We start from the raw sequence: 15,219 nt of genomic DNA on the forward strand, positions 1-15,219 counted from the left end.
TCAAGGATCAAAGCGTTACAGGATCAATACATAGGTCTTGCGCACGGTTTCCTGGATATCCCAGGTTCCGCTGCTGTTGGCCGGCAACATCAGTGCATCGCCGGCTTGTAGGTGGACGATTTCTCCGTCGTCAGGGGTGAAAGTGCAGCGGCCCTGGATAAAGTGGCAAAACTCCTGGGCTTTGATCTGCCGGCGCCAGCGGCCGGGGGTACAGGCCCAGATACCGGTTTCGACGCCGTCGCTGCGCTCGACGCTCAAGCTTGACGCCACGGCGATCGGCTCGCCCAGGGGCACGGCGACCGGTGACGAATCCGGCAGGTGGGCATTCAGCGCGTCTTTGAATTGAGTGATGCTCATGGGGCTACCTGTGTGAGTGGAACGGCTCAGTGCATGAAACTTTCCATGAACCCGGCCACGCCGATCGCCAACTTGCGGCGCCAGGGCGCGGTATTGGGATTGGCCAATACCTGGTCTTCATGGACAAAACTGCGAATGATCGCGTTGTAGCCCAGCCAGCGGCACGGCTCCGGCTCCCAGGCCTTGAGCGCCTCCAGGCCACGCTCGCGGATCACCCAGGGTTGATGGGTCAACGGCGTCTCCTGGCCCAGGATCAGGTCGGCCAGGGTGCGGCCGCCCAGGTTGGTGGCACCGACGCCCTCCCCGCCGTAGCCGCCGGACAGCGCGATGCCGGTGGCGTGATGGCAGAGCATGTGCGGTCGGAACTGGCGCGACATGCCGAGGTTGCCGCCCCAGGAGTGGGTAATCCGCACATTTTTCAACTGTGGGAACAGCTCGCCGAACAGGTAGCGACGCAGCGCCACTTCGCTGTCGGTCAAATCGAAGTCGTGGCGCAATTTGCCGGCAAACTGATAACCGCCACGGGCGCCGAACACCAGGCGGTTGTCGGCCGAACGCTGGCCATAGGTGACCTGACGGCTGCTTTCGCCGAAGGCCTGGCCATGCCTCAGGCCGATTTCGTCCCAGGTGCTGGCGGGTAATGGCTCGGTGGCGACGATCAGGCTTTGCACCGGCAGTTGGTAGCGACCCAACGGCGCCAAGGTGGTCGCGTAACCCTCGACGGCCGGCACTACCCAGGCGGCACGCACGCCGGCCTTTGCAGTGCGCAGGCGGCCGGACTGCCAATGGGTGACGGGCGAGTTTTCGTAGATCTTGACGCCCATGCGTTCCACCACCCGCGCCAGGCCGCGGACCAACTTGGCTGGGTTGATCGTCGCCACATGGGGCGCATAAACCGCGCCAAAGGGCTTGGCGATTCGCAGTTGCTCAGCCAGTTGTTGCGGGTTCAGCCAGCGGTAGTCGGCCTCGGTGAGGCCTTGGGCGTAGAGCTTGTCCAGATAAAGGCGCAGGCTGCTTTCCTGCTCGGGGTAACGCGCGGCGCAGTACAGGGCGCCGCCCTTGCGGTAGTCGCAGTCGATGCCTTCGCGGGTCAGCACCTGCGCCACTTCGTCGGGAATGCCGTGCAGCAGGTCAAACGAAGCACGCCGCTGCTCGGGCGTGAGGCCGGCGAGTAAACGGTCTTCCCCCAACAGGTTGCCCATCAACCAGCCGCCATTGCGCCCGGACGCGCCGAAACCGGCGGTTTGCGCCTCGATGATCGCAATGTTCAGCTCGGGCGCCTGGCGTTTGAGGTAATACGCGGTCCACAGGCCGGTGTAACCGGCGCCGATGATGGCCACGTTGACGTCCAGGTCGTGCTCCAGGGACGGTCGCGCCAGCAGCGGGTCGTCCAACTGATCCATCCATAAACTGATAGTGCGCCATGCCGGCATGCCAGGTTCCCCTACCTCCTTTCGATAGGCTGGATCCTAGAGCGGGATGTCAGAGGCTGTCTTGCGCGCGTGCACGCAGGGAAATGTTGGCGCGACCTGCTGCCCCGTCAACGCCGAATGATTGGCGCTAACCGACGCGGGCAGAGGCTGCGGGGCCGACTATTTATTCTACCCCTTGAAGGCGTACTGGACGTTTACGATAGTCGTTCGACCGCCAACACTGAACTCACAACTCACTACCCCGAATAACTGTTTAAGGGGGATGCTCCTGGTGAGCGACACCTCGCCTTTGTCAGCTGTATAGCTGTTACCGGTTTGATGGTCGACGTAAATAACATCTTTAACACTCTCCCCGCCCACCTGGTATTTACCCGTCGAAATGGTGGGCGGTGTGAGTTGCACTTGAACCGCTTCGAATTTATCCGGGTTCTCGTCAACGGTTCGGGCACCGAAAAACCTCAGCGCACCGTCTTGCTCATCCATATACACACGGTCCGCTTGAAAGGTGTGACCCGTTCCGTCGATGTTAATGATTCCGTCCATGCGGCCTTCACTCTCTGGACGGTTCGGGTGGGCGGATTTATTGTGCTTAGACATAGCGACACTCCAACTGAAAGAAAAGATGCCTGGGCATTACACTACGAATCCGCGAATGAAAAACCTGTCGAACATGACAGGTTTAACCCACATCTTTTTTATTGCCAGTTGATCTAGCCGACTCGCCCTCAAAGCGCCCTTTAATGTAAGCCTTCGGCGTCAGGCCGGTGTGCTGGCGAAAAGCGCTATAAAACGCCGATAACGAATTGAACCCCGCCGCATAGGCCAAGTCGTCCACGCGTATGGGCGGCCTGGCTTTATCCAGCGCTGCCAGCAAATGCACGAGCCGAGCCTGATTGACATAGCGATAGAAGGTTTGCCCGAGGACTTGATTGAGCAAGTAGGAAATCTGATTGCGACTGTAACCGCACTCCTTGGCAACCCGTTGCAGGTCCAACTCCGGGTCCAGGTAGGGTTGTTGCTGCTGGAAGTAGTGCTGCAGGTCGTTGGCCATATGCCCTAGTTGCTGGGGCGACAGGCCCAGGCGGCTGACGCTCGGGCGCGTGGTTTGGGGGCTGTGCTCATGCACCAGTGACGCATATTCGTTGACCCGCCAGATCAGCCCGTCGCGCACGGTGATGGCCTCACTGGTACGGAACGACACCAGGCCCTGCCCGCCGCGCAGGGTGATGCGGTACTGGATGAACGCGGTGTCGCCATCGGCGCGAATGCGGTCCATGTGCTCGATGGCCTCGTCGGGCCCGCGCGGCATGCTGGCTTGCAGGTACTCGCGCAGTTCGGCGTAGCCGACGACGCGGTTCTGGAAGAAGTCGTGGTACTGGATGTGCGGATGGTAGTAAGACATCACGCCATCCAGGTCACGATGACGCCAGCACAGGTGGTGGCGCGTCACTAGCTCGCGCGTGGCGTGGGTGTGCTGGCAATCATCGTCCGCGGCGGTGTGGGGCATGCATGGCTCTACGACGGGTAAAAGGTGGAGGTTGCCGAATTTCAGCGCTGCCATCAATGGCCGACGGCAACTTCTGACTAATGGCCTTTTGCCCAGCCTTTAGCAAGACATGACACACGTCAAGCTATAGGAAAAGAACCGCCGAACGGGGCGAAAAAACTGCCCTTGCATTTATGAACGAATGCTATTTTTACACTCTCACTCGCTGTGACCAGTGACGGTCATGGCCCCCTGCCGCGAGCTAAAGGAAGCGCTCAATGAACAAGGTGGGCAACATGAACAAAGTGACATTCCCCAACGCCTGCCAGCTGATGCGCTGGCATTTCCATCCCATGGGCTTCGAAGGGAGCATGGACGCTCCCGGCAGTATGGTCGCGCGTCTGTTCGACCGCGCCAGCGGCGAGACGCTGATCGCCATCGCTGGCATCCCCTGCGCCACCGTGATGAATGCTACCGATGTAGAGCGCATCATCGAAGCGGTGGAAGCGGAGCTGGAGTGTTTCGTGCCGCCGCATTTGTTAAGGGCTTGAACACGACCAGCGGTGCGCCAGTCGAGCGGTCTATCGACTGATGCACCGCTATTGCGGGCAAGCCCCTACATAGGGCCTGTGCCAGACAGTGCTTAGCGCTGATCGTCAAAAAACGCTTTCCTGGCGTCGACCCGCTCCGAGGCCTTCGGCACATTCACGGCCTGACCCTCGGGTTTTTCCACATACCAGTAGCAATGGCTGACCGCGCGGGTAATGCCGACATACGCCAGGCGCAGCACTTCGTCTTTTTGCGCGTTGTCGTAGGGTTCAGTGTCGCCGGCCTTGCCCAGGCCCGCCATGCGGTACACCTGGTTCTTGTACGGCGAACGGGTGACATGCTGGCAATCCCCAAGCAGGAACACCGCATCCGCCTGCAGGCCTTTGGCGCTGTGATAGGTCAATTGTTTAAGCCTGCGCGCCGCGGGCGGCAAGCTAGAATCCACATTAACTACAGACTGAATATGATCATTAATCAATAACTTATCGCTAGTTTTTCGATACAACATTAACACCGAATCGCCCTTTTGATAGTGCTCCTGCAGGCGCCGGCCCAAGGCCGCATCGTCGCGTTCCAGTACCGTAACGGGCACCAACGCCTTGGGTATGCCGCTGGCCTTGGCCTTCTTGCCGGGGATCGCCGGCGCGGCGCGCACAATGTGTTCGGCGGCATCGATGATGTGCTGATGGCTGCGATAGTTCTCGCCGAGCATGACGCGGGTGGTACTCGGTGCCGGGAATTCCTGGTTGAACTGCATGAAGTACTTCGGCGAACTGCCGCGCCAGCCATAGATCGACTGCCAGTCATCCCCTACGCACAGCAGTGACGAATGCTGGGCGCCGCGTCCTACATGCATGGCTGGCCCACGGCTGCGGATTTCACGCAGGCTGGCGCGCAGCCAGGAGACGATCTGCGGCGAGACGTCCTGGAACTCGTCGATCATCAGGTGTGACAGCGGCCGCAACAGGGGGTCGCTGAGCAACTTGAGGTTTTCCGGGGTGTTTTCGCCAAACAGCGAGAACATGCGGTTGTAGGTCATGATCGGCGGCGACTGGTCGAGCAGATGGTCTTCCAGGGCTTTCCAGAAAATGCTCAAGGCCTCGAAGAAGGCGCGGTCCGGATCGTCTTTGGCGAAACTCATCTGGCCCACGGCATTGGGCACGTCCAGACCGAGGTTCTCGATGAAACCTGCGGCCATGACAAAACAGTCCAGCAACGGCGCCGACGCCAGCTCGCCTTTGACCTTGTAATCGAACCCCGGCCCCGCACTGGCATCACCGGCCAGGCTGCTTAAAAGACGCTTGGACGACTCATAACTATCAAGCCATATCAAAGGCTTACGGCAGAATGCTTGAAACAGGGTGCGTTTGACCGCCCATTCCGCACGCACCGACAGCTTGGCATTGGGGCGGCTGAGCTGGGCGTTTTCCCGCGAATCGAAGCCCAGCACGACCCAGGCATCCAGCTCTGGAATATAGCCATGGCAATGGAATTGCGCGCCATTGATCTCCACGGTCTGGCGACTCGGCTCGATCCCTTTGATCGGCCAGGCGCCCGCGCGAAACCACAGGTCTTCAATCACGTCACACAGCTCTTCATCGCGCTTGGCGGCCAGTTCTGTCACGGCCATGCGCTTCTGCACGTCCGGGTGATCACGCTCCAGCTCCTTGAGCTGCAAACCATGGCGCGCCAGCGGTGCAATCAGTTCGCGAAAGCGCGCGTGCTGGCCGTACAGCCGGTGGTAGCAGGCGTTCATCTGCTGGCGTTGCGCCTCGTTGAGGCGCAGGTCGAACGGGTTGCTGTCTGCGTCCTCGAAGCCCGCACTGAGGTTCTCGAACGCCTGCAGCCGCTCGAAGCCCGGCAGGCTGCGCACCATCGGCAGGATGCGCGAGTGAAAGGTCCGCACCACGGCCTGAGCTTCTTTGATATCAATGGGTTGCCCCCACAAGCTGAGCACTTCTATGAGCTTGTTGATGAAGTCCTTGCGCGACTCACGGGTGAACGTCACCACGGTCATCGAGCTCAGCTCAAAACCCAGGTAATGGGTGAGCAGCAGGATACGCAACACCAGCGAGGTGGACTTGCCCGCACCGGCACCGGCGATCACCGAGGTGGACGGCGTGTCGCTGAAGATCATCTTCCATTGGGCGGCGCTGGGCTGCGCGTGAGCCGGCAGCAAGCGTGCCACATCGGCCTTGATGCGTTTTTTCAGATCGGCCGTGAGGGGCAGCCGCCAATCATCGAACAGGTTGTCATCCACCCCCGGCGCACGGTGTTCTTCCGGGCGGAAGTCGCGAATCAGCAGGACCTGCCGGCCTTCTTCGATGCCGTCGGCCTTGCCCTCGCGATAGCCGTACTCCACACCCGCCTCGTGCCCACTGCGAAAACCGTCGGCCTGCCCATGCAGCCAGGAGAACCGGTGTTGCGCGCGCAAGCGGGTCAAGCCATGCCCGAACAAGCGGGCGGCGAGCCGTTTCAACCATGGCATTTCGGCCAGGGGGCGCAATTCAGGGGGCAGATCAGGCTGTTGTTGCGGCACGCGGACTCCTGCGATGAGCTGGGTGTTGACGAGTGCGCCATGGTCGCCGGAATCGCCGCGCAGTTCCAGCCAATTGCTTTGCCGTCATGCAGTTAGGCGATGAAGTGAAAGTCAAAACATCCGAAACCAATCCAATTGATCGATAGGAATAAGGCATTTTTTACGCTTTTTATCGATCATGCACTGTTGGATGATGACCCCATCAACTGGAGACGATCATGCTCGAATTACGACCTTTCACCGCCCTGGGCGGCGCCCATCATGGCTGGCTTGACGCCCATCATCACTTTTCATTCGCTGAGTACCACGATCCCCAGCGCATGCACTGGGGCAACCTGCGGGTCTGGAACGACGACATCATCGCGCCCGGCACCGGGTTTCCCCAGCACCCGCATCGCGACATGGAAATCATCACCTATGTACGCGAAGGCGCCATCAGCCATGCCGACAACCTCGGCAACAAGGGCCGCACCGAGGCGGGTGACGTGCAGGTCATGAGCGCCGGCACCGGGATTGCCCACAGCGAATACAACCTGGAAGCCACCCCCACCAAGATTTTCCAGATCTGGATCATCCCCAACGAAGCCGGCCTGCCGCCGTCATGGGGCGCCAAGCCGTTTCCGAAAGGTGACCGCGAAGGGTTTGTGACCCTGGCCAGCGGCAAGGCCGGTGACAGCGAGAGCCTGCGCATTCGTGCGGATGCGCGCCTGGTGGCGGCCAACCTGAAAGCCGGGGAAACTGCCGAATACCGCCTGGACAGCGGGCGTCGCGCCTACTTGGTGCCGGCGACGGGGGTGATTGAGGTCAATGGCTTGCGCGCACGCGCGCGAGACGGTGTCGCGGTGGAAGATGAACAGCTGTTGCGCGTGACCGCGATAGAAGACAGCGAGATCGTGCTGGTCGACCTGGCCTGATCTCGAGGCGAAATGTAGGCGCGGGCTGACCCGCGCCTACATTGACTGAGGCGTGTCAGCCAGCGCTGATTGCAGCGTCAACCAGTACCTGCGCCTCTTGCACCAGTTGCTTGAGGTGATCTTCACCGATGAAGCTCTCGGCGTAGATCTTGTAGATGTCCTCGGTGCCCGATGGCCGTGCGGCGAACCAGCCGTTTTCGGTCATGACTTTCAAACCGCCGATCGCCTGGTTGTTGCCCGGCGCATGGCTGAGGATCTGCTGGATGCGCTCCCCGGCCAATTCGGTGGACGTCACCTGCTCCGGCGACAGTTTGCCCAGCAACGCCTTCTGCGCCGGGGTGGCCTTGGCGTCGACGCGAATCGCGAACGGTTCGCCCAGAGCGTCGGTCAGGCCACGGTAGATCTGGCTGGGGTCCTGGCCTTTGCGCGAGGTCATTTCTGCCGCGAGCAACGCCGGGATCAAACCGTCCTTGTCGGTGCTCCACACGGTGCCGTCCTTGCGCAGGAACGAAGCGCCGGCGCTTTCCTCACCGCCAAAACCCAGCGAACCGTCGAACAGACCGTCGGCAAACCACTTGAAGCCGACTGGCACTTCGTACAGGCGCCGTCCGATGCGCGCCGCGACGCGATCGATCAAGCCGCTGCTGACCACGGTCTTGCCCACGGCCGCATCGGCGCGCCAGCCGGGACGGTTCTGGAACAGGTAGTCGATGGACACGGCCAGGTAATTGTTCGGCGCCAACAGGCCGCCGGACGGGGTGACGATGCCGTGGCGATCGTGGTCCGGGTCGCAGGCGAAGGCCACGTCGAAACGCTCCTTGAGTCCGATCAAGCCCTGCATGGCGTAGCTGGACGACGGGTCCATGCGGATCTGGCCATCCCAGTCGACGCTCATGAAGCGGAAGGTCGGATCGACTTCGGTGTTGACCACGTCCAGGTTCAAGCGGTAGTGCTCGGCAATCGCCGACCAGTAGCGCACCCCGGCGCCGCCCAGCGGATCGACGCCCAAACGCAGATCGGCGCTGCGAATGGCGTCCATGTCGATCACATTGATCAGGTCGGCCACGTAGCTGTTGAGGTAGTCATGGCGATGGGTGGTGTCGGCTTTGAGCGCCTGGGCGTGGGTGATGCGTTTGACCCCGGCCAGCCGATTGGCCAGCAGCTCGTTGGCCTTGGCCTCGATCCATTTGGTGACGTGGGTATCGGCCGGGCCGCCGTTGGGCGGGTTGTACTTGTAGCCGCCGCTTTGCGGCGGATTGTGGGACGGCGTGATGACAATGCCGTCGGCCAGGCCGCTGGTGCGACCGCGGTTATAGCAGATGATGGCGTGGGAAATGGCCGGGGTCGGCGTGTATTCATCGCCCTCGGCGAGCATCACATGCACACCGTTGGCCGCCAGGACTTCCAGCGCGCTGGCCCCCGCAGGCGTCGACAATGCATGGGTGTCGAGGCCGACGAACAACGGCCCGTCGATACCTTGGGCTTCGCGGTACAGGCAGATGGCCTGGCTGATGGCGAGCACATGCCATTCGTTGAAGCTCAGTTCGAACGAGCTGCCCCGGTGCCCGGAAGTCCCGAACGCGACGCGCTGGGTGGAGATCGCTGCATCAGGCTGACCGGTGTAATAGGCCGTAACCAGTCGCGGGATATCTACCAGCAACTGGGCTGGCGCCGGCTTGCCCGCAAAAGGACTGATTGTCATGCATAAACCTCGGAAAGAAGGATTCGGAAAAAATGACAGTTTACTGAGAGTTGGACTGCCGCGCGATGTTATAGATCCCACACCAGCAAGAGATTTTTCACACGCTAGGCGCTCTGCGCCTGCAGCAAGGCCAGCGCCAGCGCATCCAATGCCGCGTCCAGGTTCGGGTGCCCGTTGAACGCATGGCTCAGCCGTAGTTGCTGATGATGCAAGCCACTGAGGCTGAACAATTCCCCCGGGGCAATCACCACCTGTTGCGCCAGCAGGCGCTGGAACACCTGGCGCATGTCCACCGGCGCCGACGCGTGCAGCCAGAAACTCGCCCCGGCCAGCGGCATGCGGTAAGTCACCCGCCCTGCCAGGCGCTGATCCATGCGCTGGCTCATGGCGTCAGCCTGCTCACGCAGGCGCTGGCGCAATGTCTGCAGGTGCTGGTCCAGCCGCCCACTTTGATACAGGTGGGCAATCGCGCGTTGGCGGATCGACGACAGGCGAAACGAACGCAGCAGGAACTGGCGCTGCAGCTCACTGCTCAGGTGGCGTGACAGTACATAGCCGAACGGTGCTTCCGGACCGAGTACTTTTTCGAACGACGAGAATACGATCAACCGTTCGGGGTTGACCTGGTTGCGCAGCGCCGTGTGGTTCTGCGCAAAACCCAACTCGCCAAAGGTGTCATTCTCCAGCAGCCAGCAGCCATATTCTTCGAGCAACTGAGCCACCCGCAAGCGCTCATAGTTGAGCATGACGTTGCCCGACGGCATGCCCACCACCGACGACAGCAGCACCAAGTGGACGGGTTCATGGCGCAACAGGTGTTCGAGCCGCGCCAGGTCCAGGCGACCGTCGACCTGCCAGGGCAACTCAATGACGCGCACGCCGGCAGCCTGCAGCAGGCGCAGTATTAACCAGTCGCAGGGGGACTCGACCAATACCGCGGCGCCCTTGAGACCCAGTACATCAATGAGTATTTCCAATACACCGCGCAGATCGGCACCGATGTAGACGTCATCGGCCTGCCAGCAGCGGGTCGGCGATGAGGTGTAACGCGCCGCCAACGCCGCGCGTAGCTCCCAGACGCCGCAAGGCTGCGACCAGGGTTGCAACTGGCGTGGGTGGCGGCGCACCAGTTGGCGTTCGAGCATCAGCAATGCGCCGTCCAGCGCTCCCAGCAGCGCCGGTTCATCGCCGCTGAGTACCACCATTCCGGGCCGTCGCGCCGCCGCATACAGGCGCTCCAACAGATCGGCGCCCGCCGCCATCAGCGGATTGGCTGCCACGGGCCAGGCGAAATAACCCGATTTGGCCACCGAATACACCCGCCCTTCCTTTTCCAGCAGGGAGTACGCGTATTGAATCGTCGAGATCGACACATTCAGGCGCGTCGCCAACTGCCGCAAAGAAGGCAGTTTGACGGGCATGTCCAGGCTGACTTCGTTGATCAGGTTGATCATGTAGCGGTACACCGCCTGGTAGGCGAAATCCGCCTGCCGCTCACCTCGCAGGTTCATGACTGTCTACCTGGACGCACACACCGACGCACCCGCCTAGCGCCCGAACAACTGAAACGCCCGCGCCTCGGCGTTGGTCTGCAGGCGTGCGGCCCGGCGCTTGCGCGCATCGGCGCCCTGTTCAACCGCCAACGGGCGCTTGCGGTAAAGGTGCTGGAGCAGAGGCAGCGGCAAGCCGCTGGTGTCGATCGCCCATTGCTGCAGCATCTCGGCGGCCGGCTTGCCCTGGAGCACCTTGTGCAACTCGGGGAGTGCCACCAGCATGCCGGGGTGGCATTGACGCAGGTAACCCTCCAACCGCTCACCATGATGGATGAAGGGCGAGAACAGCAAACAGGTCAACTGGGCCTCCTCCAGGCCAAAGAACTCTTGGGCGTAGGCCGTCGACTGCACACGCCCTTCCCCACCGCAGGCCTCTGCGATCAAATGTTCAGGAATTTGCCGGCGACACAGGTAGTCCATCGCCTGGCGCAGAAAACCCGCCACGCCGTCCTCGTAGGACAGCTCGCGCAGGCACTGGGCCTGCACCCCGCGCAGGTGAGCCATCAGCAGCGGGTTGGGGTAGGCCGGATGACTGAAGTGAAAACCAAACGGATCGGGGACGTAGCCCAGGAAGTCGCTGAGCAGAGGGGTTGAAGCAACGTCGACGTTGTTAAGCAGGTCGGCGATACCAATGTAGGCCAAATGGCGGTGCCCACCCCGGCCGGGGCTCTCATGGGCAACGTATTGCTCGCCATAGAGGTCTTGATAACAGCCGTTGCTCCACTCCTCCATGCGCGCGAACAACCCGGTGAGTGAGGCCGGCTTGCCCGGCGCAGTGCTGACGCCGGCCGCTTGGGCCGCCTTTTTCAACCACGCCAGGTACTGGCTCTGCTTGCGCGGCGAATCACCGCTGACCAGCGCATGCACCCCTCCGTTCCAGGTGGTGACACGCTGGTAGAAATCTCCCAGGGACAGGTAAGTATCGTTACACAACGTCGCGCGAATATCTCCGGAGGTCAGGTGCCCTACCATCAGCATATTGCGCTGGCTGACTTCCCTGCCCGCGCCTGAGGCCGGGCGCTGGTGGTTGAACGGCTGCACTACCTGGTTTTCCACCATCAGCAGCTCAACCCGTGGGTCGTCGTGGAAAAACAGTGTGCTGTAGCCATGCTGCAGGCTATCCAGCGTGGCCTGGGTCATGCCGGCATGTCGGAGCGTCGCCACACGCAAGTTGAAAGTCCTGGGTGCGCGGCCCGCGATAGTCAGTTGCGCCGCACGCAGCAGTGCCAGGGTATAGCTGCTGACTTCGCCGCCCCCATGGGCAACCAACACTTTGTAATCGCCCACTTGTTCCATGCCGCCGGCAGCCACGACAATTCGCTGAATCAATAATTGAAGTGCGGTACGTTCGGCGCGCGTGAAGTGCCCGACCAAACGTTGCAGAACTTGCTGATAAACATAGTTCATGGCTTGTTCGTGAATTGCGCTCATAGTTCTACTACCTGAGTTGAAATATCAGTTCCAAGTAACTGCCGAGGTTATTTGCTCGACCCATTAGATGCGTAGGAATGTCGTCACACCGCGTGGCGTAACGATAAATAAACCTTAGCACGCCGTAACAATTCGACAGGGAACGCCAATTGTGTGCCCTTCGCGCCGCCTCTCCTTGAGACCCTTGCGCCAGGGCGTCCTGACTACCCTAGGACCGTTCCGACAATGCCCTACACCGGCTTAAGCAGGAAACTAAGGATGCATCCGACATAAAGAAAAGATCCAGTTTAACCAATCAAACTTCAATAAATTGGAGTTACCTAACCCAACAGCTGCACCCTGTCTCGCAGGCAAGCATCGCGATAATTTAATTTCATATGTATCAGGCCGGAACGTCAGACATTCAATCATTGCTCAATCCTTGAGATGAGAGTGAAGTCACGATTATCGGCACTGGCATAATGATTAACAGATACAGAACGCCGCAAGAAACCAGTTCAGATGGCAATTGGGCAAGCCGTTGATTACGCGCGCACACAGATGCCGCGCTGGAATACAGCGCGGCATCGGGGGGAAAGCTCGTGTTTTGCGGGGCCTGGCGCCCTGACGGCGGCTTAAACGCCGCGAGGGTTAAGCCCTGACAAATGGCGCATTTGCCCCATCCGTTCAGACGCCGGAGTATTCATTTGCGAATACTCCTACAGCTCAAACAGCTTCAACCTGCAATGCGACGCGCTCACGGCACGGGCATTCGTCCATGTAGCGGTGCGCTTCGACGAACTGGCTGAATGGAAACACGGTGGTTTTCAGCGGGACCAGCACGCGGTCGGCGGTCATCTGGTTGATGTCGCGCAACGCGCGCTGCAATGCCACTTGGTCCTGGATGATGCCCAGCTCCGGTTTGCCGGTGAAGTTGCCGATGCAATGCACAAAGAACTGAATATTCTTCTGGAACGCCGCACAGGCCGGGAATGGCGTCTGGTTGCCACCTTGCAGGCCATACAGCACCAAGCTGCCACGCGGCGCCAAGACATCACCGAGTAACGACATCTGCGGGCCGCCCAAGCCATCGAACACCACGTCAACGCCGCGATTATCAGTGAACTTGTTGATTTGCATGAGCAGGTCCTGCTCTTCGGTGACGATGACCTTTTCCGCCCCGAGGGACAGCAGGTACTCGCGCTCCGCGCTGTCCTTGGTCGCGGCAATCACACGCACACCCAAGGCCTTGCCCAGTTGCACAAAGGACGGGCCGGCGCAGTGGCTGGCGTCGGTCACCAAGGCAAACTGGCCGGGCTTGACCCGCGCCAAGTCCACATATGCAAAATATGCAATCAACAGCGGCGTGTAATGCACGCTGGCTTCGATCGGGCTCAAGACATCCGGATAACGGGTCAACGCCGAACGGGGCAGGACGATTTGTTCGCCATACACCGGGTAATCATTGGGGCTCTCGGCGGGAAAACTGGCGACTTTATCGCCCACGGCCAAGTCATCCACGCCGTCGCCCAGGGCTACGACCACCCCGGCCATCTCGTGGCCAAGGCCGGACGGCAAACGTGCGTGGGAAGACGCCAGGTTCTGGCGCCACAAAATGTCATACCAACTGATGCCAATTGCCTCGACACGTACCTGCACTTCGCCCGGTGCAGGCTGCGCGGCTGCATGCTCTTCGCACTTGAGCACCTCAGCCGGACCAAACTTGTGAAAACGGATCGTGCGGGACATCGCAAACCTCGTCAAAGTAACCTCTATTGCCCTGAACTCTATCTGGGCTTTCCGGGTAAGACCACCGGTCGCCGTTAATAGTCGACATGTCTGTCATTGATTCCGCGACTGAGGAATAGACCTCAACTATCGTAGGAAAACTCAATTAGCCGGTGCAGAGTACCAGCCTTTCCCCGTAAGATTCATGCCGGTCATGCTCCGAGCATGGAGATCATAGGGATCATGTATGGCCGCTCTCGTCAAGTTTACAGACTCATCCAGGACACAAGATGAACCGTAACGACCTGCGTCGTGTCGACCTTAACCTCTTGATCGTATTCGAAACCTTGATGCATGAGCGCAGTGTGACCCGTGCCGCCGAGAAATTGTTCCTCGGCCAGCCGGCCATCAGCGCGGCGTTGTCGCGCCTGCGCGGTCTTTTCGATGACCCGCTGTTTGTGCGTACCGGGCGCAGCATGGAGCCGTCAGCCCGCGCCGTGGAAATTTTCGCCCTGCTGTCCCCGGCCCTGGACTCGATTTCCACCGCCGTCAGCCGCGCCGCCGAATTCGACCCGGCCACCAGCACCGCCGTGTTCCGCATCGGCCTGTCGGACGACGTCGAGTTCGCCCTGCTCCCCCAACTGCTCAAACGCCTGCGCGCCGAAGCCCCCGGCATCGTGCTCGTCGTGCGCCGTGTCAATTACATCCTGATGCCCGGTCTGCTCGCCTCCGGCGAAATCTCCATCGGCGTCAGCTACACCGCCGAGCTACCGGCCAACGCCAAGCGCAAGGTACTGCGCCGCAGCCTGCCGAAACTGCTACGCGCCGACAGCGTGCCCGGCGCCCTCAGCCTGGACGACTTCTGCGCCCGCCCTCATGCGCTGGTGTCATTTGCCGGGGATTTGAGTGGGTTTATCGACGAAGAACTCGAAAAGCTCGACCGCAAACGCCATGTGGTGTTGGCCGTGCCGCAATTCAACGGCCTGGGCACCCTGCTTGCCGGGACCGACATCGTCGCCATCGTGCCGGACTACGCCGCCGAGGCCCTGACCGCGGCGGGCGGCTTGCGAGCCGAGGATCCGCCACTGCCGGTGCGCTCGTTCGAGTTGCACATGGCATGGCGGGGCTCGCAGGACAATGATCCGGGTGAGCGTTGGTTGCGGTCGCGGATTCAGATGTTTTTTGGGGACCCTGAGAGTCTCTAGGCGTCGTCGGGCAGGCTGTTCATCTGATCATTTCTGCCTTTCCACAAACCATGGAACTCCATCCACTTCCAGTGGATTGCTACGCCTCGGCGACCCTGGGCCTCGGACCGACTGATCCCGGCGCTCGCCGCGCATCTCAAGACCTGCCCGGAAGTGGGTATCGAATTGCAGGCCAACGACCGTGTGGTGGACTTGGTGGAAGACGGCTTCGATATGGTGTCCGCTACGGCGACCTGCCCAGCAGTGGCTTGGTGGGCTGCCTGCGCCCCACTGCGGCGGACCTGTGAAGCCAACGGCACGCCACGGATTCCAACGGGTCTGCAGTGCAATGCCATCGATTAGA

At 60.9% G+C, this 15,219-nt stretch carries 13 protein-coding genes; 4 read left to right on the plus strand and 9 right to left on the minus strand.

Annotation, left to right across the window (positions count from 1 at the left end; genetic code table 11):
* Window positions 1-15 precede the first annotated feature (15 nt).
* The 4 genes from RGV59_RS21600 to RGV59_RS21615 all read right to left on the minus strand — a co-directional run bounded on the left by RGV59_RS21600 (window position 16) and on the right by RGV59_RS21615 (window position 3,297).
* Entirely contained in the window at window positions 16-357 is a 342-nt protein-coding gene (locus RGV59_RS21600; RefSeq protein ID WP_017845707.1) for a cupin domain-containing protein, read from the minus strand.
* A 26-nt stretch (window positions 358-383) separates the two neighbouring features.
* Window positions 384-1,790, minus strand: coding sequence for an NAD(P)/FAD-dependent oxidoreductase (locus tag RGV59_RS21605; RefSeq protein WP_046484161.1), 1,407 nt, complete (start codon window positions 1,788-1,790; stop codon window positions 384-386).
* A 168-nt stretch (window positions 1,791-1,958) separates the two neighbouring features.
* Window positions 1,959-2,387, minus strand: a complete 429-nt coding sequence (locus RGV59_RS21610; RefSeq protein ID WP_046484159.1) for a hypothetical protein — start codon at window positions 2,385-2,387, stop codon at window positions 1,959-1,961.
* An 82-nt stretch (window positions 2,388-2,469) separates the two neighbouring features.
* On the minus strand, window positions 2,470-3,297 hold the full coding sequence (locus RGV59_RS21615) for a helix-turn-helix transcriptional regulator (protein ID WP_046383340.1): 828 nt from the start codon (window positions 3,295-3,297) through the stop codon (window positions 2,470-2,472).
* Between the two features lie 257 nt (window positions 3,298-3,554).
* On the opposite strand from RGV59_RS21615, the gene RGV59_RS21620 reads away from it, so the two are divergent.
* Entirely contained in the window at window positions 3,555-3,827 is a 273-nt protein-coding gene (locus tag RGV59_RS21620; protein ID WP_017845703.1) for a DUF1652 domain-containing protein, read from the plus strand.
* A gap of 92 nt (window positions 3,828-3,919) precedes the next feature.
* On the opposite strand, the gene RGV59_RS21625 is transcribed toward RGV59_RS21620, so the two are convergent.
* Window positions 3,920-6,364 (minus strand): UvrD-helicase domain-containing protein, encoded by a 2,445-nt coding sequence (locus RGV59_RS21625; RefSeq protein ID WP_126587206.1) that lies wholly within the window; start codon window positions 6,362-6,364, stop codon window positions 3,920-3,922.
* Window positions 6,365-6,582: 218 nt separating this feature from the next.
* Here RGV59_RS21625 and RGV59_RS21630 point away from each other — a divergent pair, with 218 nt between their 5' ends.
* A complete protein-coding gene (locus RGV59_RS21630) occupies window positions 6,583-7,278 on the plus strand; it encodes a pirin family protein (protein WP_017845701.1) in 696 nt (231 codons plus the stop codon).
* Window positions 7,279-7,333: 55 nt separating this feature from the next.
* Here RGV59_RS21630 and pgm read toward each other — a convergent pair whose 3' ends face one another.
* The 4 genes from pgm to RGV59_RS21650 form a co-directional block, all read right to left on the minus strand.
* Window positions 7,334-8,980 (minus strand): phosphoglucomutase (alpha-D-glucose-1,6-bisphosphate-dependent), encoded by a 1,647-nt coding sequence (gene pgm, locus RGV59_RS21635; RefSeq protein WP_104903134.1) that lies wholly within the window; start codon window positions 8,978-8,980, stop codon window positions 7,334-7,336.
* 104 nt (window positions 8,981-9,084) lie between these two features.
* Window positions 9,085-10,491, minus strand: a complete 1,407-nt coding sequence (locus RGV59_RS21640; protein WP_104903133.1) for a PLP-dependent aminotransferase family protein — start codon at window positions 10,489-10,491, stop codon at window positions 9,085-9,087.
* A gap of 36 nt (window positions 10,492-10,527) precedes the next feature.
* Entirely contained in the window at window positions 10,528-11,964 is a 1,437-nt protein-coding gene (locus RGV59_RS21645; RefSeq protein ID WP_126587207.1) for a hypothetical protein, read from the minus strand.
* Between the two features lie 705 nt (window positions 11,965-12,669).
* Window positions 12,670-13,692: a zinc-dependent alcohol dehydrogenase family protein gene (locus tag RGV59_RS21650; RefSeq protein WP_102617476.1), complete on the minus strand. Its 1,023-nt coding sequence runs from the start codon at window positions 13,690-13,692 to the stop codon at window positions 12,670-12,672.
* A 269-nt stretch (window positions 13,693-13,961) separates the two neighbouring features.
* Between RGV59_RS21650 and RGV59_RS21655 the strand changes: the two genes are divergently transcribed.
* Complete coding sequence (locus RGV59_RS21655) at window positions 13,962-14,876, plus strand: LysR substrate-binding domain-containing protein (protein WP_017845696.1); 915 nt, start codon at window positions 13,962-13,964, stop codon at window positions 14,874-14,876.
* A gap of 153 nt (window positions 14,877-15,029) precedes the next feature.
* Window positions 15,030-15,218, plus strand: coding sequence for a hypothetical protein (locus RGV59_RS21660; RefSeq protein ID WP_017845657.1), 189 nt, complete (start codon window positions 15,030-15,032; stop codon window positions 15,216-15,218).
* Window position 15,219 lies beyond the last annotated feature (1 nt).

The sequence above is a fragment of the Pseudomonas sp. FG1 genome (assembly GCF_034313875.1).
GTDB lineage: Bacteria > Pseudomonadota > Gammaproteobacteria > Pseudomonadales > Pseudomonadaceae > Aquipseudomonas > Aquipseudomonas veronii.